This window comes from Thermostichus sp. OS-CIW-30, assembly GCF_054060215.1.
This window is the reverse complement of sequence record NZ_JBSSCZ010000002.1, coordinates 118,069-139,667: the sequence shown is the minus strand read 5'-3', so window position 1 is coordinate 139,667 and position 21,599 is coordinate 118,069. Positions and strand designations below refer to the sequence as shown.

Genomic DNA, 21,599 nt, shown 5'->3' with positions numbered 1-21,599 from the left:
GCATGGGGCGGTGGCTGGGGATGGGATCCCTAATTTTTGGCCTTCTTCTTGGCCTCAGTGGTTGTGTCAGCGGTATGGGCTCAGGGGGATCCAGAGAGGAAGTAGCGATTCTCCTGGCCTCCTTTGCGGTGACGCGGGATGCCTACCGGCAGATCATCCCTGCTTTTGAGGCCGATTGGCTGGCGAAAACGGGGCAACGGGTGCGGGTGGAAAGCAGCTACGGCGGCTCGGCAACGCAATCGCGGGCAGTTATTGACGGGCTGGATGCCGATGTGGTGGCCTTGGCTCTGGCCCTGGATGTGGAGCGCCTCGTGGCTGCCGGTCTCATTCAGCCGGGATGGGAAGCCCGTACCCCCAACCAAGGGATCGTTACCCGTTCGGTGGCAGTAATTGTAACGCGGGAGGGCAACCCCCAGGGGATCCGCTCTTGGCAAGATCTGGCTCGGCCCGGCTTGCAGGTGGTTACCGCCAACCCCAAGACCTCAGGGGGCGCCCGCTGGAACTTTTTAGCCCTCTGGAGCGCTGTCCCTGAACCCCAGGCTCTGGCCTTCACCACCCAGGTCTACAAGAATGTCCGCATTTTGCCGCGGGACTCACGAGAGGCCACCGATGTTTTTTTCCAAAAAGGGCAAGGGGATGCCCTGCTCACCTACGAACATGAGGTGATCTTGGCCAGCCTGCGCGGCCAATCCCTGTTCTATGTGGTGCCGGATCCCAACATTTCCATCGACAACCCCGTAGCCGTGGTGGATGCCAATGTGGATCGCAAAGGCACCCGTGCCGTGGCCGAAGCCTTTGTGGACTACCTATTCACCCCAGAAGCGCAGCGGGCCTTTGCCGAGGTGGGCTTTCGCCCGGTGGAGCCGACGGTGGCCCAAGAGTTTGCCTGGCGGTACCCTCCTGTTGAGAAGCGGGTTACCGTCGCCGACCTGGGAGGCTGGGAGGTTGTCCAAAGCCGCTTTTTTGCCGATGGGGCCTTGTTTGACCGCATCCAAGCTCAGTTGTAGGGAGTCTCCCTTGTTTTGGATCCCCGTTCAAGTTATTCTGGGAGCTGTATCAACGGTTTGTTGACAGGTTTACCGTAGATTAGCCGCGGGTTTAACTTCCCTCGCCCTCTCCAGAAGACTCAGCCGGCAACCATCCAGCAACTTCTCAGGCAAACCACTAGCTAGGCAGAACCTATGGGTATCACCATCGAAGGGGTATCGAAGCGTTTTGGCGAGTTTCAGGCCCTTCACCCCACCGATCTCACCATTCCCACGGGATCCCTGGTTGCCCTCTTGGGGCCATCCGGTTCTGGCAAATCCACCCTGCTGCGCCTGATTGCCGGCCTAGAAAAGCCGGATACGGGGCGGATTTCCCTCACCGGGCGGGATGCTACCCATGCCAGCGTCCAGGAGCGCAACATTGGTTTTGTTTTTCAGCACTACGCCCTGTTCAAGCACATGACGGTGCGGCAGAACATCGCCTTTGGCTTGGAGATCCGCAAGGCTTCACGGGCCGAGATTCGGGCACGGGTGGATGAGCTGCTGGAGCTGGTGCAGCTATCGGGGTTCGGGGATCGCTACCCCTCTCAACTCTCTGGGGGGCAGCGGCAGCGGGTGGCCCTAGCCCGCGCTTTGGCGGTGGAGCCGCAGGTGTTGCTGTTGGATGAGCCCTTTGGGGCCCTGGATGCCAAAGTCCGCAAAGAGCTGCGCAAGTGGTTGCGGCGCCTGCACGATGAGGTGCATGTGACAACGGTATTTGTAACCCATGATCAAGAGGAAGCCATGGAGGTGGCGGATCAGATCGTGGTGATGAACCAGGGGCGGATCGAACAGGTGGGATCCCCGGCAGAAATCTATGACCATCCAGCTACACCCTTTGTGATGAGCTTTGTCGGCCCGGTCAACGAGCTTTCTCCCCGCTCCCAACTCTTTTGCCAGCTTCCCGAGGTGCAGGCCGGCCCGCATCAGCTTTTTTTGCGCCCCCACGATGTGCAGATTGAGGTCAACCCCGGCAGCAGTGGTGTTTCTGCCCGCGTTAAGGAGATCATCCACCTGGGTCGGGAGATTCAGGCGGAGCTGATTCTTAGCGATGGCGGATCCCTGTGGGCCCATCTCAGCCGCGAGCAATATGCCAACCAACCCCTGCAGGTGGGGCAGCAGGTCTATGTGCGCCCCAAGGTGGTGAAAGCCTTTCCCGTCAAAAAAACCGAGATGACCGCAATGCCGGTGGGAGCTTGAGAAACGTTGCTGCAAGCTTTGTCTCAACTGTCTTGGCCGTGGCGGCTGACCCTGGGCTATCTCTTCTTGATGTTGATTCTGCCGCTGGCTGCCTTGATTGCCAAGTCCAGCAGCGTGGGCTGGGCGGAGTTTTGGCGGATCGCGACGGATCCCGTGGCCCTCTCCGCCTATGAAGTTACTTTTGTAACCGCGTTGCTGGCGGCTCTGATCAACGGCGTGATGGGCACCCTGACTGCCTGGGTGCTGGTGCGCTACGCCTTCCCCGGCAAAAAGCTTCTCGAGGGGTTGATCGATCTGCCGTTTGCTTTGCCCACCGCCGTGGCCGGCCTCACCCTGGCAACGGTTTACAGCAGCAACGGCTGGATTGGATCCCTTTTGGCCCCCTTGGGGATCCGCATCTCCTTTACCCGCTTGGGGGTGGGGGTGGCGATGCTGTTTATTTCTTTTCCCTTTGTGGTGCGGACGGTGCAGCCGGTGTTGCAGGAGCTGGAGAAAGATGTGGAAGAGGCAGCCTGGAGTTTGGGGGCTTCCCGCTTTCAGACCTTCCGGCGCGTGGTGCTGCCCCAGATTCTGCCGGCAGTGCTCACCGGGGTGGCCCTGGGGTTTTCCCGCGCCGTGGGGGAATACGGCTCTGTGGTGATCATCGCTTCCAGCATTCCCTTTCGGGACTTGATCGCGGCGGTGCTGGTGATTCAGCGGCTGGAACAACACGACTATGCTGGGGCAACCGTGATCGGAACGGTGATGTTGGGGATCTCTTTCCTGTCGCTGGTGGTAATTAACCTTCTGCAAGCCTGGGGAAGTCGCCATGAAACCTGACGAGGTAGCAGGTGTCAAACCGAAGCCCTCAACATGGCTGTCGGGCCTGTTGATCGGGATCGTCGGGCTTTACATCGCGCTGCTGCTCGGGATCCCGGTGGTGAACATCTTCTATCAGGCGTTTCGAGAAGGGATCCCAGCCTTTCTCCATCGCCTGACAGAGCGGGAGTTGCTCAGTGCCCTGCGATTGACGGTGCTAACCGCCCTGGTCGTTGTGCCCCTCAATACCTTTTTCGGCCTCTGTGCTGCCTTGGCCATTGCTCATCGGCGTTTTCCGGGGCGGGCGCTGCTGCTGAGCCTGATCGATCTGCCCTTTTCCATTTCCCCGGTGGTGGCTGGCCTAATGCTGGTGCTCATCTTCGGGCGTCAGGGTTGGCTGGGATCCTGGAGGGTTATCTTTGCATTTCCGGGCATTGTGTTGGCAACGGCTTTCATCACCCTTCCTTTTGTGGCGCGGGAAGTGTTGCCGGTGTTGGAGGAGGCAGGCACCGACCAGGAAGAAGCCGCCAAAACGCTGGGGGCGACCCCCTGGCAGATCTTCTGGAGAATCACCCTGCCCAACATCCGCTGGGGCCTTCTGTACGGCGTCATCTTGACCAATGCCCGCGCCATGGGGGAGTTCGGCGCTGTGGCTGTGGTTTCCGGCAACATCATTGGCCGCACCCAGACCTTGCCCCTGTTCGTGGAAGATGCCTACCGCAGTTATGCCACCGGCTCAGCCTATGCGGCGGCGGTGGTGCTCTCCTTGCTGGCGGTGGTAACCCTAGTGGCTAGGGAGTTCCTTGAGCGGGGATCCCATTCCCGCCGAGTCTTTTGACGGTTGGGTTGGGGCTAGGCAGGCTCGGTGAGGATCTCTGGCAGACAAACCCTAGTGCCCCGCAGGCCGCAGTAGCCGCGCGGATTCTTGGCCAGATATTGCTGGTGGTAGTCTTCGGCGTAGTAAAACTCAGGCGCGTCTAAGATCTCGGTGGTGATCTGGCCGTAGCCGTGGGCGGTCAGGGCCTGCTGATAGAGATCGCGGGTTTTTTCCGCCAGCTCCCGCTGCGCCGGAGAATACACATAGATGCCGGAGCGGTATTGGGTGCCCACATCATTGCCTTGGCGCATCCCCTGGGTAGGGTCGTGATTTTCCCAAAACACCTTCAGCAGTTGGGCATAGCTGACCTGAGCTGGGTCGTAAACCACCCGCACCACCTCGTTGTGGCCAGTCAGGCCAGTACAGACCTCTTCATAGGTGGGGTTGGGGGTAAACCCGCCAGCGTAGCCCACCGCTGTGCTGAACACCCCTGGCACCTGCCAAAACTTGCGCTCTGCCCCCCAGAAGCAGCCCATGCCGAACATGGCCAGCTCCATGCCCTCGGGAAAAGGCGGCTGCAGCGGATGGCCATTGACAAAATGCCGATTCACGATCACCATCGGCTCGGCCCGGCCCGGCAAGGCTTCTTCCGGTTTGGGCAGGGACAGTTTCTTGCCAAGTTTGCCAAAGCCAAAGAGCACCATAGGGACAGCCCGATACATTCGTTAACACTTACCAGCCTAGCTCAGTTGGCTCCTCATGTGTTGGAAAAATCCTTGATCGGGTCAGCTCACCGATTCAAACGCCCCCAGCCGCTTGGCCACCAGCAGATAAACGATCATGATCCCCATCGGCACAACCGTGAAGGCTGCCGCCAAGGGAATGTTGCCAGAGGTGCCCTGGAAGGCGAGAACTGCCTGCCCGATGAAATAGCTGGAATTGCCCAGAGAATAAGGCACCACAAAATCTCCTAGCGTTAAGGAAAAGGTGAAGACCGACCCGGCCAGGATCCCTGGCAACGCGAGGGGAAGAGTAACATGGCGGAACGTTTGCCAACCCTGAGCTCCCAAATCTGCAGAAGCCTCAATTAAGCTATCAGGTACTCGCTCCAAAGCCGCCTGGATCGGCAGAATCATATAGGGCAGCCAAACATAGAGAAACACCAAGAAAATACCCAAGTTGGATACGGCCAGCGATGGCCCACCGATCCCGGGCAACTGCAAAATCTTTTCCACCCATCCCTGTAGGCCCACATGGGCGAGTAGGTAGGTGAGGATCCCTTCTTTGGCCAGGATCAACTTCCAGGCATAAACCCGAATCAAATAACTAGACCAAAGCGGTAGGAGCACCAACAAGTACAAAAAGTCCTTCCAGCGAGGAGAGGCCAGTCTGACCATGGTATAAGCCAGAGGAAAAGCCAACACAATTGCAGCTAGGGTCACTGCCAAAGCCATAGTCAAGCTGCGGACAAAGATATCCACGCTGGCAGGAGTGAGCAGCTCCCGATAGGTGGCCAAAGTCAACTTTCTCAGGATCAGGCCGGTAAAGGGATCCAGATGATAAAAACTTTGCAGCAGCAGCGCCAGCAGCGGCCCCAAGTAAAAGACCAGTAACCAAATGAGAGGTGGCCCCAACAGAATGGCAAGGATGAGCGTCGGGTGATGATAGAGGAATCCAAACAGATCGGGTTTATCGGTTATCTGAGTTGTTTTGGCCATGGCCAGGCAGGCATGAAGATCAGCTTTTCATTCCCTCTTTTTGGTGTTATTGGAATTGTAGGTCGACGAGCCAATAGAATTCAACAGAATTGGGATTGAGAAAGTGCGAACAGGCAAGAGGGATTGGCTTGTCTACACCTGCCGGCGGGTATCCTTTGAGGGAAAACGGCAATCAGAAGATGCCGGTATGGTCATTTCGACTCAAACTAGGACACTGCACCCACACCTAAAACATTGGTCGCGTCGTCGCGTCAGCGCTGCGGAGCAATAATGCATGGGGCCATAAGGCTTTTCTCGTATAGCCCAGGTGTCTCACTCTAGCCTAAACGACCATATCTTGCTTGGCGGGAAGTGGAGGGCCATCGTAGACAGGGATCCTTTGAACCTTTTGGGGGCATTGGGAGTCAGACAAAGCAAGGTTGAGAACAAGGGAGCGTCCTCTCGTGCAGGCGGCAAAGGATACATCCGATTGGGAGCTGATCCAGCGCTGCCTCAACGGCGACAGCCAGAGCTTTCGCCAACTCTACCGCAAATACCAGCAGTCGGTACGGAATATCCTCTATCCCTTGTGTGGAGCCGATCTTTTGGATGACCTGGTACAGGAAGTGTTTATTCGTGCCTGGAAAGGGTTGCCTCGGTTTCGCGGCTCGGCCCAGTTTTCCACTTGGCTGTATCGCATCTGCTGGAATGTGGCCTCAGATCAGCGACGGCGCTGCGCCCGGCAACACTCCCAAACCCAAAACCTGGCCCTCGGATCGGATATCGCTCACCCTGGCCCCGACCTGATGCACTTGCACTACCAACAGGCTCTACAGCAAAGCATGGCTCAGCTCAGCCCCGAACACAGAATGGTTGTAAACTACCCGACCCTGACTGCTTCGCAGTACAGGGCGGGCTTTCGGTAGCCCTGCAGTTGGCAAGCCAACCACGAACCTCTAGGCTGGTTCACAGCAGCCCCCAAAAGCGCAATCACATTCGCACCATTCAAATCCGCATCCCCTTCCCATCCACAGTGTCCACACTTAAACTTCTTTCCACTGCGGTAGGATTGCGCAGGGTCGGGATGAATGTGCAAACACCGGTGGCAGGTCTGCGACGTGTAGGCAGGCGGAACAAGAATCAGAGCAACCCCCGCACGCAGAGCCTTGTACTCCAAAAATTGACGGAGTTGATAAAACGCCCAACTGTTGGCCCTGCGCCGTTCGGCTTTGCTGCGTGGCTGTTGATTGACCCTTTCCCGAATCCCTGTCAAGTCTTCCAGAGCAATAGCGCTGTTTGTCGCCTTTGCCCTAGAGACAATAGCTTTGGAGATGCGATGATTGACCCACGCCTGAAAGCGCCTCTCCTTGCCAGACAGCCGTTGCAACAGTTCTCTGCATCTGCGCCGCGAACTGCGGGTGCCCTTACTGGCTTTGCGTTGGAGTACCGCCCTCAACCGGGAGTAGTGGTCTCGGACTCTGTTCAACTGCTGTCCATTCCAATTGTCCCCCTCTGACGTATGGGCAATATCCGTCCTTCCCAAGTCCACCCCCAGCACTCTACCCGTGCGTTGCGGTGGGGATGGCTCCGTTTCCACACAGATCTGAATAGAGTAGGAGCCGTCTTTACGCTTGACCAGAGTGGCAGATTTGGGATTGGAGCCCGCCAGCCGTTCTCTCTGGTAGCGGCCAATGGCCAGCTCAAAGCGCTCTCGACCCCCAACCGTGGTCAGCGACACCGTCCAGTCTTTCTCGCGGAACGAAAAGATACGGGCATCGTAGGTCGCAAAGCCTCTCTTGAACGCTTTGACCGGACGGTTTTTCTGTCGGGCAACTTTACGGGCACCGGCCAGCCGTCTGCAGACCTGCTGAGCCAAGTTACTGGATAAGCCGAACCGAGCGCGAATCTGGTAATAGCAAAGGGACTGGAGTTTGACTGCGTTGACTACTTTTTCTGGTGTGTTTTGGTTGACCCAGTTCAACGCCTGCACAAAGGCATCCATTGTCGCATCCAACTTTGCGGCTTGCGACTGGGACACCTTGAGCTTGCAGGGGACGGTCAGGACTTGAGTCATGGTTCTATCATAACTTCCGCATTCCTCCCGACACTGACCCTACGGGTACAGTGCGGGGCTCCTGCGATTTCTAGCTGAAAATTCTCGAAGAGGCCGCTCCATTTTAATTGGATGGCTAGTTGGTATGAGCTGTTATGGTCATTTAAACAGGAATGAAACATTTCCGCCTGGCTCCCCTCTTCCTCTGAGAGAAGGGGTGAAGGCAGTGGCAGGGAGCGTTTGGGGAGTGTCTCAACCTAGCTTGAAATGACTATAACAAGGCGCTTAAATATCCAGGGCAACAATGACAGGGGCATGATCGCTGGGTTTTTCGGCCCGCCGTGGCTCAACATCGATCCAGCAAGCGGTGGCTTTCTCCTGTAGCTCACGAGACAGATAATGATGATCAATGCGCCAGCCGCGATTCCTTTGAAACCCCCCCGAGCGATAGTCCCACCAGCTAAAATGGCCGGGATCTGGGGTGAACCTGCGAAACGCATCTTCAAACCCTAAAGCCAGGATCTCCCGCAGGGCTTGTCGCTCCGGTTCGGAAGCCATGATTTCTCCCGCTTTTTGGGGATCGTAAATATCCCGATCTTCCAGGGCAATGTTAAAGTCCCCGCAGAGCAGGATGGGATCCCCTTGGCTCAGGGCAACGGCGAGGTAATCCTTCAGCGTGGCTAGCCAGCGCAATTTATAGGCGTATTTTTCCAATCCCACCTCAGAACCGTTGGGCACATAAAGGTTGAGAATACGGATCCCGCGGTAGATGGCGCTCATCAGCCGCTTTTGCTCATCCAAATCTGCCGCCGCAGGCAGCAGCGCACCAAACCCCCGTTCTACTTTTTCCGGGGGATCCCGGCTGATCAGAGCCACACCGTTGTAGGACTTTTGCCCGTAGACCTCCACATGAAAGCCCCGCTCCTGAAAGGCCGCCCGAGGAAAGTCTTCATCCACCACCTTAGTCTCCTGCAGGCAGAGCACATCCAGGGATCCCTGGCTGTCCAGCCAAGCCAAAACCTGAGGCAGCCGGGTGCGAATGGAGTTGACATTCCAGGTAGCCACTTGCATGAGGGATCCCGCTCACTCCACCAAGGCCCTTCCTCGGATTTGGGCCAGCCGCTCCGCATCCAGTACCTCACCCTCAGTGTAGTAGCCGGCAGCTTTTTTGGCCTCGATCTCCACACGGGCATCCGCCGGGATCAGCTCTTCTGGGATGGGCACCCGCTGCACGACCTCAATGCCGGAGTCGGTGATGGCTCGATACTTAAGGTCGCTCATAGAAATCAGGCGATCGATTCGGGTTATGCCCAGCCAATGGAGCACATCCGGCATCAACTCCTGGAAGCGGATGTCTTGCACCCCTGCCACACACTCGGTACGGGCGAAGTAGGCATCGGCCCGATCCCCTCCTTCCTGGCGCTTGCGGGCGTTGTAGACCAAAAACTTGGTCACCTCTCCCAAGGCGCGGCCTTCTTTGCGCAGGTACACGATCACCCCAGCTCCACCGGCTTGGGCCGTCTTAACGCATTCTTCAATGCCATGCACCAGGTAGGGGCGGCAGGTGCAAATATCCGAGCCAAACACATCGGAACCATTGCATTCGTCGTGAACCCGCACCGCCAGGGGCAAAGCCGGGTCGGTGATGGCGGCCACTTGCCCGATGATGTACACCGTCTGGCCACCGATGGGCGGCAAAAACACCGATAGGTCTGGGCGAGTCACCAATTCTGGAAACATGCCTCCCGTCTGCTCGAAGAGGGTGCGGCGCAGCAGGCTTTCGCTCACCTGCAATCGTTTGGCGATCCCCGGCAGGTACCAGACCGGCTCGATTGCGGCTTTGGTGACCACCAGGCTGCCATTGTCTTTGAGGATCCGGCCATCCACCCGTAACCGCCCTTTGTTGACCGCCTCCTGCAGTTCTGGCATGTGGATGTGGGCCTGAGTAATGGCAATAGTAGGGCGAATATCGTAGCCCTGGGCATAGAGGGGGGCAAAGACTTCCCCCACAACTGCTCCCCAGGGATCCAAGGACACAATCCGGTCTGGATCTCCCCAGCTTGGGTGAGGGCCAATCGACACCACCGGGGCAGTATTGGTTAAATCGGCGCGGTGATCCGCCTGCAAAGAGCCACTGGCCACAGCCAATGCCCGATAGACAGCGTAGGCTCCCGCATGGGTGCCGATGACATTGCGATGGGCAAGATTGGTCAGGCTACCCACCACCGGCCCCCGCTGCAGTGGATCCAAGGATCCCCAGCGAATCGGCTGGGCTTGCGTCCCATAAGGGGAGGGATGGGAAGTCAGGACAATGTGATGAGGACGGGAGGAAGGTTCGCTCATGGTCCTCAAATGCCTGGAAAATGGAAGAATCTGGAGAAAACAGAATTATAGGCGATCCCCAGCCGTTTCCAGAGAGCTTGCCCCTTCTTTTGGGGTGCTTAGACAACGATTTTGGCCGAACCCAAGGGGCGGATCCCTGTCGGCGAAACCTCGACCCGATAGGGCAACATCTCCACTCCGGCTTGCAGGGCCTCACGAAACAGACGGGCATAGCGGGGATCCCGTTCTTCGCCGGGGGCAAACTCGGTGCAATCGGCGCGATTGATCCAGTACAGCAGCAGAGCCCGCTGCCCCTGTTGGCGCACCGCGATCAAATCTTCCAGGTGTTTTTGGCCGCGAGTGGTCACCGTATCGGGAAACAGCGCACGGGATCCCACAGCCCAGGTGGTGTTCTTCACCTCCAGATAGGCCGAGCCAGCGTCTCCTGTCAGCAGAAAGTCGATTTTGCTCTTGCCGCAGGTCACCTCCCGTTGCCGGCGGGAAAATCCTGCCAACTGGGGAAACCACCCTCGCTCCAGCCCCCATTCCACCAGGCGATTGGGCAAGCTGGTGTTGATCCCCACCCATACTCCATCCACCTGGATCATCTCCCAGGTGTAGGCCAGTTTCCGTTTCGGCTCTGGGTGATGGGAGAGGTACACAGGTGCCCCCACCTGACAGACCCCACTCATCGGCCCTGTGTTGGGGCAATGGGCGATGATCTGTTGCCCGTTTTCCAGCTCCACATCGGCCAAAAACCGCTTGTAGCGGCTGCGCAGCACCCCTCTGTGCAAGGGGCTCGAAAAGCGGTAAGGCACCGGCCCATCCCTGCACTCCATCCGCAAAGCCTCTCCTTATCGTAGGTATTTTTTCTTTAGGATTTTGGAAATCTTCTCGGTGGATCGTCTCTCCTGCGCTAGGGTGAATCATGTGTCCCAAGGCTTGGGGCAGCCTTTTACGGCTTTTTCCGACTTCATGGGAATTCTGCAGATCACTCTGGGAAGCAGTAAGATCCCTATCGCACAAGAGAGGCGTCTGCATTAGCTGTAGTCAGTGCTGCCGGAAAGAGCTGTATTGGCGATTAAACCCATTTAACACCTCTTTTTTCTGCCCTTTTGTCAAAACTTGGAGAAGAAAACCCGAATGCTGCGTCTTGATCCTGATCCCGGCTTTCAGCCTGCGGATCCCTTGCAGGACAACCGTGGGCGTGTGGCCATATTCATCGACGGATCCAATCTGTTCTATGCCGCTCTGCAACTGGGCATTGAGATCGACTACACCCGTCTGCTGAAGACGCTGAGTGGTCGGTCGCCCCTTTTGCGCTCTTTTTTCTACACCGGCGTCGATCGCAACAACGAAAAGCAGCAGGGGTTTTTGCTCTGGATGCGCCGCAATGGCTACCGCGTGGTTACCAAAGAGCTAACCCAGTTGCCCGATGGATCCAAGAGAGCCAACCTGGATGTGGAAATTGCCGTGGATATGCTGTCGCTGGTGCGCTGGTATGAGACGGCTGTGCTGGTGAGCGGTGATGGGGACTTGGCCTACGCGGTCAATGCCGTCAGCTACCAAGGGGCACGAGTGGAGGTGGTCAGCTTGCGTTCCATGACCAGCGATCAACTGATCAACTTGGCGGATCGCTACATCGACCTGGAATCCATCAAAGACCAAATCAAGAAGACCAACCGTCCCTCCTCCGCCTACCTGTACCGACCGGGGTTCACCGCCGATGAGGAGGACGAGGGATGACTTTCCCTCCCCCACAGGGAGAAGGGAAAGCAGAGCAACGGGGGGCTTACTGGGCTTTCCAATTTGAAGGGATCCCTTGCAGCAGGTAAACCGGGTTCAGGGGGGCAAAGCGGGTGCCCTCGGCCAGGACGGCAGAGCGGGAGATCTGAACGTGATCTACTCGAACTTGCCAGCCCCGAGAACGCAGCCATTGCAGGGCTTCACTGCAGGTTTCTAGGGTAGCGAAGTTGGCCACTAAGATCCCTCCAGGCCGCAGGCGGGCTTCCACCACCGGCAGCAGGTCGCGGATCCCTTTGCCGCCGCCGCCCAGCACCACCCGATCTGGGTCGGGCAAGTTGGCCAACACTTGGGGGGCTGCCCCCGGGATCACCTGCAGGTTCTCTGGGCCAAAGCGTTGCCGGTTGCGCCGAATCAGGCAGATGCCGGCGGCATTCCGCTCAACGGCGTACACCTGAAGTTGGGGGGAAAGACGGGCTATTTCGATGGCCACCGAGCCGGTGCCGGCACCGATATCCCACACCACGCCCTCTTGGGGGAGCTGCAGGGATCCTAAGGTGAGCAGGCGGATGGGCTGCTTGGTGATCAAGCCGGGCTGGTCGGGAAAGGTGTAGAACTGGTCGTCCGGGATCCCGACCAAAGGCCAGCGATGGGGATCTGGCTCCGGTTCTACCCGTCGCAGCACCACCACGTTGGGGCTGGGGAAAACGGCGTCTTCCCCTTCTTGGAGGGGCACGACCTGTTCTTGAGGGGATCCCAGTTGACTACAGACCCAGGCTTGGTAACGCACCGGCAGCCGCAGGTCGGCAATGAACTGGGCCAAGACGGTCGGTGTATGCTCCGGATCGGTGAGCACCACGATCACAGGGGATCCCTGCTTGAGAACGGCTTCCAACCGCTCCACTCCCCGCCCGTGCAGGCTGAGGATGGTCGCCTCCTGCCAGGGGATCTGCAGGCGGTTCAGGGCCAGCTGCACCGAGCTCACCTGCGGATAGAAGGCCAACCGCTCCGCTGGGAAATACTCCGTCAACAGCCGCCCGATCCCGAAAAAAAGCGGATCCCCGCTGGCCAACAAAACTAGGGATCCCTGAGCCATCTCCTGCTGCAAAAGTGGGATCCAACTTTCCACTGGCCCGGTGAGCGGGATCTTGCGGGCCGGATGATCGGTAAAGTGCCGGAGCAGATGAGGGGCTCCTGCCAAAACCCTGGCTTGGGAAAGGGGGGGGATCCCCCAGGAAGCCACAGAGCCATCCCCCGCTACCCCTACGACCGCAAGCTGAGGTGACCGCCCAGGTGCTGCCGTAGCCATTTAACGTTCGACAGGTGGGTGGTATTGGCGCATGTGATTGAGAAAATCCAGTCGCAGCTCCGCCACTTCCCGTTGCATTTCCCGCATCTCCCGAATAAAGCTGAGTTGAGCCTCGATCAGGCGGCCATCGCGCTCCCGAAATTGCTCCATCATCATGGCTTGCGCTTCCCTCAGTTCGGCAAACCCAGCCTGCATATCTCGGCGGCACTCCTGTATGGCCACCTCCAGCTCGTCTCCCCGCTCTTCGTTCTGTCGAATCCGCTCCTGGTTCTGTTGGATCAACGCCCTGATCTCCTGGATTTCGGTCTGGAGTTGGGCTTCCATAGCCTGCCGCTCGGCCCGCATTTCGGCCATCTGGGCCTCAAAGCGCTCGGCAGATCGTTGCTGTTCAGCCCGGATCTCGGAGATTTGGGCTGCAAAGCCCTGCCGCATCTCAACCATCTGAGCCTCAAAGCGCTCGGCAGATCGTTGCTGTTCAGCCCGGATCTCGGAGATTTGGGCTGCAAAGGCCTGCCGCATCTCAACCATCTGAGCCTCAAAGCGCTCAGCCGACCGCTGCTGCTCGGCTCGCATTTCGGCCATCTGGGCCTCAAAGCGCTCGGCAGACCGCTGCTGCTCAGCCCGGATCTCGGAGATTTGGGCTGCAAAGCCCTGCCGCATCTCAACCATCTGAGCCTCAAAGCGCTCAGCCGACCGCTGCTGCTCGGCCCGCATTTCTTGGATTTGTTCTTGTTGTTGCTGAAGGTTGCGAATCAGCCACTCCTCTTGTTCTGGGGTCATGGGAAAGGTCTGAAGATATCCCTTCAATTCTAGTCAGTTGGGGATGGGATCCCGTTGAGCTGCCAAGAGAAGGGCATTGACAATGGCAGCAGCAACTGGGGATCCGCCTTTGCGGCCCTCCACCCGAATCTGGGGAACATCCGTTTGCGCCAACGCCTGCTTGGCCTCTTCCACCGCCACAAATCCCACCGGCACTCCGATCACCAAAGCCGGCTTGACCCGCTGTGCCCGAATCTCCTCCACCAAAGCCAGCAACGCGGTGGGGGCATTGCCAACGACAAACAGGGCTTCTGGATAGCGGCGTGCCAAGTTCACCATCCCATTGGCGGCGCGGGTTTGACCGGGCCAACGGGGCTCCTCCACCCAGTCCAAAGCACAGTAGAGGGGGATCCCTTGGGCTTTCAGACCTGACTGGATCCCAGCTGCCACCATCCTGACATCGACAACGACAGGCCGCTTTTGCCGCAGGGCTGCCAGGGCTTGTTCGACGGCGTTGGGGCCGAAGAAAAAGCGATCCCGTAGCTCAAAGTCGGCAGTGGCATGAATGGCGCGGCGCACCACCTCATAAGGGATCCCTTGCCAGGGGTGGGGGCCAATCTCTTGATCGATCTGGCGGAAGCTGGCAGCAGTGATTGGGTCTACCTGGAAGGCTTCATTCATTGGGTCTGGAGTCAGGGGCACAGTCATGCTGGCATGTCCTAAAGAAGAACCGGTAGCAAAGTAGCTTTGGGCGAGCCGAGAAAACCACTAAGATTGGTCTAGCCTAAATTGGAGATGAGCCTATTGTTGTCACCCACTCCTCCCTTGCACAGACTCAACTCCCATCCTTCCCCTTCTGCTCGGGTCAGCGCCAATTCCGTCGGCAATCCCGGTTTCTCCTCTGTTGATGCGCCCTCCTCTTCCCCAACGGGTAGCGACAGGGATCCCTTGTCGGCTTTGCCTCGCTACGGCTACTCCCAAACCTGGCATTGGCGGGGCTGGCCCATCCATTTCACCTACACCCCCAGTCGTGCCCAAACCCCTGCCGGTGTCGTCAACTTGACGGCAGCTCCGGCCCTTTTAATCCATGGATTTGGAGCGTCAGTGGGTCATTGGCGCCACAACATTCTCCCTCTGGGATCCCAGCGCTCCGTCTATGCCCTCGACCTGCTGGGATTTGGCAAGAGTGCCAAGCCGGAGATTGCCTACAGCGTTGATCTGTGGGTGGAGCAGGTACACGAGTTTTGGCAAACTCACATTCAGCAGCCCAGCATCCTGGTGGGCCATTCCATCGGGGGCTTGGTGGGAGTCATTGCCGCCGCCCGCTATCCCCAAATGGTGAAAGGCTTGTGCTTGATCAGTTGTGCCGATGGGCCTCACCCCGAAGAATTACCCCCTCCCTGGGATGCTCTGGTGCGAGCCCTCTGCGAAGGGATTCTGTCGTTGCTGGGGTGCCCCCTCACTTATCCCCACCTCTTCAACTGGCTGCGACAAACCGAGGTGCTACGAGCTTGGATCAAGAATGTCTACAAGCGGGATGAGCAGGTGGATGACGAGCTGGTGCAGATCTTCCAGAGACCGGCCTTTGAGCCGGGGGCAGCCCACGTGTTTTTGGACGGTCTGAGGGCCATTCTCTGCCGCCGCTTCGACAGCCCCAAACGCCTGCTGCCCACCCTAAAAATGCCTATCTTGCTACTTTGGGGCCGAGAAGATCCGGCAGTGCCCAGTTTTTTGGCAGACCAATTTAAGCGCTGGCAACCTGCCCTCACCTTGGTGAAGCTGCCGGGAGTAGGCCACTGCGCCCACGACGAGCTGCCTCACTGGGTCAACACCCTCATCGGGGAATGGGCGGCCAGTCTGGAGACCTGCCCTGACTTGCCCACCCCCCTTCAGCGGGATCCCCGAGTCGGCTAGCTCAGCAAGTGATCTGAGCTATTCCCGGCAAGGTGCCACAAGTGAGGGCTATCGGCACAGGGCCCCCCCCAGCTTGGAACACCCCCAAGCCAAATCCCAGCCTGCCGCCGGGAAAAGGGATCCCGCTCAGAGATCAGGGGGCAGCTTGAGGATCTGATGCTGGCGCATCCCCTGCCAGCGGCGAATGAGATCGCCATCAATACCGAACTGATCCAACGCCTTCACCACCACAAAATCCACCAAATCTAGGATGGTACGCGGCTGGTGGTACCAAGCTGGAATGGCCGGAACAATGCGCGCCCCCGCTTCTGCCAGAGTGGTCAAGTTGCGCAGGTGGATCAGGCTAAAGGGGGTTTCCCGCGGCACCACCACCAAGCGTCGTCCCTCCTTGAGCTGCACATCAGCAGCCCGCTCCAGCAGATCCGAGCTCAAGCCGGCAGCCAACTTGGCAACTGTACCCATGCTGCACGGGATCACCAACATCCCCTGCGTGCGATAGGAGCCACTGGCAATGGTTGCCCCCACATCCTGCCAGCGATGACAAACTAGGGATCCACCGCTGCTCTCGGCTTGCTGTCGCCAAAAGTGGGCCTGCTTGCGGGGGTCTGTCGGCAGCAGCACCCCTTGTTCTCCCTGCCACACCTGATAGGCCGCTTTGGAGGCCACCACTTCGACGCGGTAGTCCAGGCTGAGCAGAACATGCAGAGCGCGCACAGCATAGAGCATCCCTGAAGCGCCTGATACGCCAAGGATGATGGGCAGAGAGGATGTCAAGGGCCGCTGGGGAACGTCTTCTGCTCAAGTCTAGCGAGGGGAGCCGTCCCTCGCCTGCTCAGGAGATCCCTAACCCACCGCTCCAAAAGACTTGCACAACGCGGGATAAAAATGCTCCTGGCACAGGTTGAAGGCAGCGCTCAAGCCCCAGTCTGACTCTTCTCTGTTAGGTCTGCAGATTTTGCCGCCCGTTGCGGATCACCCGTAAGGACTCCACCAACCGCAACTCCAAGTCTTGCAACACCTGATCCACGTAACGGTGGGCCTCCCGCTGCAGGCGCTCCGATTCCTGCAGTGTCTGTCGCCGCACCTCCTCACTATGTTGATAGGCTTGTTGCAATAACTGCTCCGCCTGAGCTTGGGCCTGTCGCAGAATCGCCGATTCGTTGAGGAGCTGCTCAGCCCTACGTTGGGCCGCGGCCACAATTTCTTGGGCGTAGCGATTGGCCTCTGCCAAGATCCGATCCCGCTGGCGCAGCAGTTCCTCCGCTTCCTCCAGGGCTGTCGGCAGGTTCAGGCGGATAAAGTCTAACTGCTCCAGAATCTTTTCCTCTTCAATAAGGGTGCGAGACCAAAACAGGCGAGGGCTACTGAGAATGGCTGCCTCCAATTGATCCAGGGCCTCCTGGACGCGCATCAGAGCCAGGGTCTGATCCCCAAAGGGTACGCCGGCACGATTGGAAGGATCAGAGGGCAATTCTCGCATCAGTCTATGAAGAGGGGAGGCTGCACTGAGCAAAAGAGCAGATCAGGCAGGATAACGCCTACCATATCAGGTTCTCGGTTTCCTGAATCTGCGCAGTCTCCCCTTCGCTCCAACCACTCTTCGTGAAGTAGATGTTCTTTTTGATATGAGGGGACGATGGACTTTCTCCCTCGCGGAGGCTGTGAGCCAAGCGGCAGAGAGGCTGCTTACCGGTCGGTTGGTGCCACAGCGGCTGGGGAGCCGAGGTTGCTCGGCTGCCAAAAGAGCGCCAATGGAGGAGATTTATAGTCATTTTGAATAGGAATAAAACATTTCCGTTGCCTTGCTCTCCAACCCCCCTCTCCCAGAGAGATGAGCTGGGGGGTCGCGGCAGCGGCGCGGAGCGTTTGGGGAGTGTCTCAATCTAGTTTGAGATGACTACACTTTTTGAGTTGCCGCCAGTTCCCTGAAGATGGCCAGCCTCCAGATGGTTGACAGCTACCTATGGCACACTGAGAAAAAAGGAGTTGGAGCCCCAGCCTCTTATGCCACAACCGCAGCCCCCCAGAAGACTGGAAGACCAGTTTGTGGAGAATGTCTCCCGTTATCCCACTTACTTTATTACCGTTTTGCTGGGGGGGATCTGGGCTGGCCTCCAGCCTTTTGTCGGCCTGTATCGCAAAAGTCCAACAGCGGCGGCTATGGTGACGCTGGGATCCCTTTTGTTGCTTCTATTTGTTTATTTCACCCTGCGAGGCATGACAGGGAATACCTTTTGGCCAGAATAGATACTGGGTTGAGGTTGGGGCCCATGGGCGAAGCTGTGCAGTGGACGCCGGCAGCATAAGCACGCCTCAAGGGGATCCCTCTTTTTCGCCCCACTGCTGACAAGAAGTAAAGTGCTCCGCACCGCTCGCGCGAATGAAAAGTTTGCCCCGGAATGGTGGCGGTCTATGGGCAGGCCAAGCCTCAATTGGCTCTTCAGGGATCCCGGCTGCAAGCTGTAGCGAGGGGATTGGATTTGCCGCTAGCTTGGTAGAGGTGTTCTCCTCCGTTTTTTGAACTCATGGCAGATTGGATCCTGTTGGCGCTGGTGGGTTCTGCAACCTACCTGCTGCTGCAAAAAAGTGTGGCCCGCCTCTCAAAGGTGCCGTGGCGGATCCTGTGGCTGGTGATGATGCTGCCCCCTTTGGTTTGGGTGCTGGGGCGTCAGGTGTTTCAGTACGAATTGCCTCCCTTGCTGATGTTGCTGCTGTTTCTCACCTCCTACTTTACCAGCATGACCTTGGTGAGACGAGGGGGTATTCGACCCTCAACCGGAGGCCCTCGGCCAGAGGTGGAAAACTCCTCTCCAGAAGCGGATCCCTCGCCGGCTGGGGAACCTGAGCCAGAGGAAGAGGAGGAAGACGGCGCCGCAGATCCGGTCTCGCTGGCTCTTGCCCACACCCCCATCTCCGAAGTGCCGCGGGAGAAGCTGAGCCATTGCTTCCCCTGGAACGTCTTTTATTTGCAAAATGTGGAGTACCGCCCCCAGGCGATCATCTGCCGGGGCAACTTGCGGGCGGATCCCAGTGAAGCCTATGAGCGGGTGCAGCAAAACGTGGAAACCACTTTCGGCAAACGCTTTTTGGTGGTGCTGCAGGAGGGGTTTGCCGGTAAGCCCTTTTTTGCCTTGGTGCCCAACCCGGCGGCGCGGCGCTCCCCGGCGGACAGTCGAGAGTTGCCGCTGCTGGCTTTGGGGCTGTTGCTATTCACCTTCTGGACGACCCTCAGTGCTGGGGCCCACGCGGCTGGGGTTAGCCCTGACCGGCTGCTGCATTTGCCCTCTCTGATGAAAGGGTTGCCCTATGCGGTCGGGATCCTTGCCATTTTGGGATCCCATGAGTGGACTCGTTACTGGGTGGCCCGCCGCCACCACATCAAAACCTCGCTGCCCTATTTCATCCCGGTGCCTTTTGTCCTAGGGACTTTTGGGGCGTTTATCCAGTTGAAAGAGCCGGTGCCCAACCGCAAGGTGTTGTTTGATATCGCCGCCGCTGGGCCGCTGGCAGGGAGCCTTGTTGCTTTGGGCATGTTGTTGCTGGGGCTGGTGTTTTCAGCGCCTGCAGATCCTCCCGCGGTGCCGGAGGGGCAGCCGACCCCGATTAGTTTTCATCGCATTGACCCGCGCCTATCGGTGCTGCTGGCAATTCTGGCCCGCATGGTGCTGGGGGATCAGTTGCAGCCGGGGCAGGTGATCGAGCTGCACCCGCTGGCCTTTGCCGGCTGGCTGGGCTTGGTGGTGATTGCCTTTAACCTCATGCCGGTGGGCCAACTGGATGGGGGGCACATTGTCCACGCGGTGTATGGACAGCAGATGGGAGCGAATGTAGGCCGGGTAGCCCGCTGGTTGGTGCTGCTGCTGGCCTTGACGGTGCAGCCCTGGTTGTTGCTCTGGGCGCTGCTGCTGTTTGTGATTTCCAGTGCCGACGAGCCGGCCCTCAACGATGTGACGGAACTGGACGAGGCCCGAGATCTGCTGGGGCTGGGGATGCTAACGCTGCTGGTGCTGATCCTGCTGCCGGTACCGCCGTTTTTGCAAAATGGACTGGGCTTGGCCTAGATCCGGGGTAGGATCCAAACCGCCCCTGACCTCATTCTCCTCTCATGCAACGCAGCTTAATTGTTCAAAAGTACGGCGGTACCTCTGTCGGCTCTGTGGAGCGTATCCAGGCCGTGGCTCAACGGGTGGCCCACACGGTGAAGGCAGGGCATCGGGTGGTGGTGGTGGTCTCGGCGATGGGGGATGAAACCGATCGCCTTGTGGGCTTGGGGGAGCAGATCTTGCAGGGATCCCCGACCACACCGGCCCAGTTGCGGGAATGGGATATGCTCCTTTCCACCGGTGAGCAGGTGAGCATTGCCCTGGTGGCTTTGGCGCTGCAACGCTTGGGGTGTCCTGCCCTTTCCATGACGGCAGCCCAGGTGGGCATTGTCACCACTCGGGATCACAGCCGGGCCCGCATTTTGCACATCCACACCGACCGCCTGTGGCAGCACCTGGAGCGGGAAGAGGTGGTGGTGGTGGCCGGGTTCCAGGGGATTACCAGCCTGGCGGAGCTGGAGATCACCACCCTAGGTCGGGGGGGATCCGACACCACGGCAGTGGCCTTGGCAGTGGCTTTGGGAGCAGAGCTGTGTGAGATCTACACCGATGTGCCGGGGATCTTCACCACGGATCCGCGTAAGGTGCCTGAGGCCAGGCTGTTGCCGGAGATCACCAGTGATGAAATGTTGGAGCTGGCCAGCTTGGGGGCCCAGGTGCTGCATCCCCGCTCGGTGGAAATTGCCCGCAACTACGGTGTGAAGCTGCGGGTGCGCTCCAGCTTGGAGCCGTTGCAGGCGGGATGCGAGGGCACTCTCATTCTTTCTCCTCCCCCCCGTCCTCGTGCTGCCGACAGCAGTATCGAGCTGGGCCTGGCGGTGGATACGGTGGAGCTGGATCGGGATCAGGCCAAGTTGGTGTTGGTGGGGGTGCCGGATCGCCCTGGCATTGCCGCCCAGCTCTTTCAGGGGATCGCGGCAGCAGGGGTGAATGTGGATTTGATTTTGCAGTCCCTCCAGTTCACAGCCTCTTGCGCCAGCGGGACGGACTCCTTGCCGCAGGGATCCATGCCCCAGCCCACCAATGACATTGCCTTTACGGTCAGTCGGTCGCAGGTGGCCGAGGCTGCAGCCGTTGCCCGGCGGATTGGCCAAGAGCTGCAGTGTGCAGCGGTGATTGTGGATGAGGCGGTGGCCAAAGTCAGCATTGCCGGGGTGGGGATGATGGGCCGACCTGGGATCGCGGCGCAAATGTTCCAGGTGCTGGCCGAGGCCGGGATCAATTTGCAGATGATCTCCATGTCCGAGATCAAGGTGAGCTGTGTGGTGGCTGCGGAGCGGGCCGGGGATGCCGCCTTGGCTCTGGGAGAGTCGTTCCAGGTGATCCCCCACTTGCATCGGGCAAAGATGCCGGCTGCTCCTCAAGACAGCCACCCGGTACGCGGTGTTGCCTTGGATTTGAAGCAATCGCGGCTGGGCCTTCGCAAAGTGCCGGATCGTCCGGGAACTGCCGCCCATTTGTTTGGGCGCTTGGCGGCTGCTGGGATCATCGTGGACACCATCATCCAAAGCCAGCGGGGCTACCACAACGGGATCCCCAGTACCGACATTGCCTTTACCGTGCCTCAGGATCAAGCGATGGCTGCTGAGGCAGTCTGCCGGCAGGTGGCCGAAGAGCTCCAGGCGGCAGGAGTTGACGCGGATCACGACATTGCCAAGGTCAGCATTGTCGGCGCCGAGATGGAAACCTACCCTGGCGTGGCTGCTCGCCTGTTTGCAGCCCTAGCCGAAGCCGGAATCAACATCGAGATGATCGCCACCTCGGAGATCAAGGTGAGCTGTGTAGTGCGCCGGGATCGAGGGATCCCGGCCTTGCAAGCTATTCACCGCGCTTTCCGGCTGGACTGCCCCTAGCCTGCC

Annotated in this window: 21 protein-coding genes; 10 read left to right on the top strand and 11 right to left on the bottom strand. The window is 58.8% G+C overall.

Annotated elements, in window-relative coordinates:
- Window positions 1–2 precede the first annotated feature (2 nt).
- The 4 genes from ACVWZF_RS01620 to cysW all read left to right on the top strand — a co-directional run bounded on the left by ACVWZF_RS01620 (window position 3) and on the right by cysW (window position 3,861).
- On the top strand, window positions 3–1,007 hold the full coding sequence (locus tag ACVWZF_RS01620; RefSeq protein WP_011431906.1) for a sulfate ABC transporter substrate-binding protein: 1,005 nt from the start codon (window positions 3–5) through the stop codon (window positions 1,005–1,007).
- Window positions 1,008–1,181: 174 nt separating this feature from the next.
- Window positions 1,182–2,225 carry a sulfate/molybdate ABC transporter ATP-binding protein gene (locus tag ACVWZF_RS01615; protein ID WP_011431905.1) on the top strand — a complete coding sequence of 348 codons (1,044 nt, stop codon included), beginning with the start codon at window positions 1,182–1,184 and terminating at the stop codon, window positions 2,223–2,225.
- A 6-nt stretch (window positions 2,226–2,231) separates the two neighbouring features.
- Window positions 2,232–3,044, top strand: a complete 813-nt coding sequence (gene cysT / locus ACVWZF_RS01610; protein ID WP_011431904.1) for a sulfate ABC transporter permease subunit CysT — start codon at window positions 2,232–2,234, stop codon at window positions 3,042–3,044.
- Window positions 3,034–3,861: a sulfate ABC transporter permease subunit CysW gene (cysW, locus tag ACVWZF_RS01605; RefSeq protein ID WP_011431903.1), complete on the top strand. Its 828-nt coding sequence runs from the start codon at window positions 3,034–3,036 to the stop codon at window positions 3,859–3,861. The genes cysT and cysW overlap by 11 nt, the downstream gene beginning before the upstream one ends.
- Window positions 3,862–3,875: 14 nt before the next feature.
- On the opposite strand, the gene msrA is transcribed toward cysW, so the two are convergent.
- Together msrA and ACVWZF_RS01595 are read right to left on the bottom strand one after the other, a co-directional pair.
- Window positions 3,876–4,544 (bottom strand): peptide-methionine (S)-S-oxide reductase MsrA, encoded by a 669-nt coding sequence (gene msrA / locus ACVWZF_RS01600; protein ID WP_011431902.1) that lies wholly within the window; start codon window positions 4,542–4,544, stop codon window positions 3,876–3,878.
- 81 nt (window positions 4,545–4,625) lie between these two features.
- Window positions 4,626–5,558: an ABC transporter permease gene (locus tag ACVWZF_RS01595; RefSeq protein WP_457410657.1), complete on the bottom strand. Its 933-nt coding sequence runs from the start codon at window positions 5,556–5,558 to the stop codon at window positions 4,626–4,628.
- A gap of 443 nt (window positions 5,559–6,001) precedes the next feature.
- On the opposite strand from ACVWZF_RS01595, the gene ACVWZF_RS01590 reads away from it, so the two are divergent.
- Window positions 6,002–6,463, top strand: a complete 462-nt coding sequence (locus ACVWZF_RS01590) for a sigma-70 family RNA polymerase sigma factor (protein WP_011431900.1) — start codon at window positions 6,002–6,004, stop codon at window positions 6,461–6,463.
- On the opposite strand, the gene ACVWZF_RS01585 is transcribed toward ACVWZF_RS01590, so the two are convergent.
- The 4 genes from ACVWZF_RS01585 to sfsA form a co-directional block, all read right to left on the bottom strand.
- The gene (locus ACVWZF_RS01585; RefSeq protein WP_457410656.1) at window positions 6,418–7,611 is read right to left on the bottom strand and encodes an RNA-guided endonuclease InsQ/TnpB family protein; all 1,194 of its coding nucleotides are present in this window, start codon (window positions 7,609–7,611) and stop codon (window positions 6,418–6,420) included. The two genes, ACVWZF_RS01590 and ACVWZF_RS01585, sit on opposite strands and share 46 nt — an antisense overlap.
- 264 nt (window positions 7,612–7,875) lie before the next feature.
- Entirely contained in the window at window positions 7,876–8,661 is a 786-nt protein-coding gene (xth, locus tag ACVWZF_RS01580) for an exodeoxyribonuclease III (protein WP_457410654.1), read from the bottom strand.
- A 12-nt stretch (window positions 8,662–8,673) separates the two neighbouring features.
- Window positions 8,674–9,933 (bottom strand): GTP cyclohydrolase II, encoded by a 1,260-nt coding sequence (locus tag ACVWZF_RS01575; RefSeq protein WP_457410653.1) that lies wholly within the window; start codon window positions 9,931–9,933, stop codon window positions 8,674–8,676.
- 98 nt (window positions 9,934–10,031) lie between these two features.
- Entirely contained in the window at window positions 10,032–10,751 is a 720-nt protein-coding gene (gene sfsA, locus ACVWZF_RS01570; RefSeq protein WP_457410652.1) for a DNA/RNA nuclease SfsA, read from the bottom strand.
- A gap of 304 nt (window positions 10,752–11,055) precedes the next feature.
- Here sfsA and ACVWZF_RS01565 point away from each other — a divergent pair, with 304 nt between their 5' ends.
- Window positions 11,056–11,658 (top strand): LabA-like NYN domain-containing protein, encoded by a 603-nt coding sequence (locus ACVWZF_RS01565; RefSeq protein ID WP_414332504.1) that lies wholly within the window; start codon window positions 11,056–11,058, stop codon window positions 11,656–11,658.
- Between the two features lie 46 nt (window positions 11,659–11,704).
- Here ACVWZF_RS01565 and cbiE read toward each other — a convergent pair whose 3' ends face one another.
- From cbiE to ACVWZF_RS01550, 3 genes are read right to left on the bottom strand one after another with little or no spacing between them, the layout of a single operon-like run.
- Entirely contained in the window at window positions 11,705–12,964 is a 1,260-nt protein-coding gene (gene cbiE / locus ACVWZF_RS01560; RefSeq protein ID WP_457410651.1) for a precorrin-6y C5,15-methyltransferase (decarboxylating) subunit CbiE, read from the bottom strand.
- Window positions 12,965–13,744 carry a hypothetical protein gene (locus ACVWZF_RS01555; RefSeq protein ID WP_457410650.1) on the bottom strand — a complete coding sequence of 260 codons (780 nt, stop codon included), beginning with the start codon at window positions 13,742–13,744 and terminating at the stop codon, window positions 12,965–12,967.
- A 33-nt stretch (window positions 13,745–13,777) separates the two neighbouring features.
- On the bottom strand, window positions 13,778–14,431 hold the full coding sequence (locus tag ACVWZF_RS01550; RefSeq protein ID WP_369791760.1) for a cobalt-precorrin-8X methylmutase: 654 nt from the start codon (window positions 14,429–14,431) through the stop codon (window positions 13,778–13,780).
- A gap of 99 nt (window positions 14,432–14,530) precedes the next feature.
- Here ACVWZF_RS01550 and ACVWZF_RS01545 point away from each other — a divergent pair, with 99 nt between their 5' ends.
- Window positions 14,531–15,637 (top strand): alpha/beta fold hydrolase, encoded by a 1,107-nt coding sequence (locus ACVWZF_RS01545; protein WP_457410649.1) that lies wholly within the window; start codon window positions 14,531–14,533, stop codon window positions 15,635–15,637.
- A 126-nt stretch (window positions 15,638–15,763) separates the two neighbouring features.
- Here ACVWZF_RS01545 and ACVWZF_RS01540 read toward each other — a convergent pair whose 3' ends face one another.
- Window positions 15,764–16,411 (bottom strand): flavin prenyltransferase UbiX, encoded by a 648-nt coding sequence (locus ACVWZF_RS01540; RefSeq protein ID WP_011431889.1) that lies wholly within the window; start codon window positions 16,409–16,411, stop codon window positions 15,764–15,766.
- A gap of 166 nt (window positions 16,412–16,577) precedes the next feature.
- Window positions 16,578–17,117, bottom strand: coding sequence for an ATP synthase subunit B family protein (locus ACVWZF_RS01535; protein WP_414380997.1), 540 nt, complete (start codon window positions 17,115–17,117; stop codon window positions 16,578–16,580).
- 524 nt (window positions 17,118–17,641) lie between these two features.
- Between ACVWZF_RS01535 and ACVWZF_RS01530 the strand changes: the two genes are divergently transcribed.
- From ACVWZF_RS01530 to ACVWZF_RS01520, 3 genes are all read left to right on the top strand, one after another.
- The gene (locus ACVWZF_RS01530) at window positions 17,642–17,884 is read left to right on the top strand and encodes a DUF751 family protein (protein WP_041436092.1); all 243 of its coding nucleotides are present in this window, start codon (window positions 17,642–17,644) and stop codon (window positions 17,882–17,884) included.
- Window positions 17,885–18,162: 278 nt separating this feature from the next.
- The gene (locus ACVWZF_RS01525; RefSeq protein ID WP_457410647.1) at window positions 18,163–19,698 is read left to right on the top strand and encodes a site-2 protease family protein; all 1,536 of its coding nucleotides are present in this window, start codon (window positions 18,163–18,165) and stop codon (window positions 19,696–19,698) included.
- Between the two features lie 44 nt (window positions 19,699–19,742).
- Window positions 19,743–21,593 carry an aspartate kinase gene (locus ACVWZF_RS01520; protein ID WP_457410646.1) on the top strand — a complete coding sequence of 617 codons (1,851 nt, stop codon included), beginning with the start codon at window positions 19,743–19,745 and terminating at the stop codon, window positions 21,591–21,593.
- Window positions 21,594–21,599: the final 6 nt, after the last annotated feature.

Bases quoted from the DNA above. Each gene is read 5' to 3' on its own strand.
- ACVWZF_RS01620 (WP_011431906.1), top strand. From the start codon at position 3: ATGGGGCGGTGGCTGGGGATGGGATCCCTAATTTTTGGCCTTCTTCTT.
- cysW (WP_011431903.1), top strand. From the start codon at position 3,034: ATGAAACCTGACGAGGTAGCAGGTGTCAAACCGAAGCCCTCAACATGG.
- ACVWZF_RS01595 (WP_457410657.1), bottom strand. From the start codon at position 5,558: ATGGCCAAAACAACTCAGATAACCGATAAACCCGATCTGTTTGGATTC.
- ACVWZF_RS01550 (WP_369791760.1), bottom strand. From the start codon at position 14,431: ATGACTGTGCCCCTGACTCCAGACCCAATGAATGAAGCCTTCCAGGTA.
- cbiE (WP_457410651.1), bottom strand. From the start codon at position 12,964: ATGGCTACGGCAGCACCTGGGCGGTCACCTCAGCTTGCGGTCGTAGGG.
- xth (WP_457410654.1), bottom strand. From the start codon at position 8,661: ATGCAAGTGGCTACCTGGAATGTCAACTCCATTCGCACCCGGCTGCCT.
- sfsA (WP_457410652.1), bottom strand. From the start codon at position 10,751: ATGGAGTGCAGGGATGGGCCGGTGCCTTACCGCTTTTCGAGCCCCTTG.
- ACVWZF_RS01555 (WP_457410650.1), bottom strand. From the start codon at position 13,744: ATGACCCCAGAACAAGAGGAGTGGCTGATTCGCAACCTTCAGCAACAA.
- ACVWZF_RS01615 (WP_011431905.1), top strand. From the start codon at position 1,182: ATGGGTATCACCATCGAAGGGGTATCGAAGCGTTTTGGCGAGTTTCAG.
- ACVWZF_RS01535 (WP_414380997.1), bottom strand. From the start codon at position 17,117: ATGCGAGAATTGCCCTCTGATCCTTCCAATCGTGCCGGCGTACCCTTT.
- ACVWZF_RS01525 (WP_457410647.1), top strand. From the start codon at position 18,163: ATGGCAGATTGGATCCTGTTGGCGCTGGTGGGTTCTGCAACCTACCTG.
- ACVWZF_RS01575 (WP_457410653.1), bottom strand. From the start codon at position 9,933: ATGAGCGAACCTTCCTCCCGTCCTCATCACATTGTCCTGACTTCCCAT.
- msrA (WP_011431902.1), bottom strand. From the start codon at position 4,544: ATGGTGCTCTTTGGCTTTGGCAAACTTGGCAAGAAACTGTCCCTGCCC.
- ACVWZF_RS01565 (WP_414332504.1), top strand. From the start codon at position 11,056: ATGCTGCGTCTTGATCCTGATCCCGGCTTTCAGCCTGCGGATCCCTTG.
- ACVWZF_RS01520 (WP_457410646.1), top strand. From the start codon at position 19,743: ATGCAACGCAGCTTAATTGTTCAAAAGTACGGCGGTACCTCTGTCGGC.
- ACVWZF_RS01530 (WP_041436092.1), top strand. From the start codon at position 17,642: ATGCCACAACCGCAGCCCCCCAGAAGACTGGAAGACCAGTTTGTGGAG.
- ACVWZF_RS01585 (WP_457410656.1), bottom strand. From the start codon at position 7,611: ATGACTCAAGTCCTGACCGTCCCCTGCAAGCTCAAGGTGTCCCAGTCG.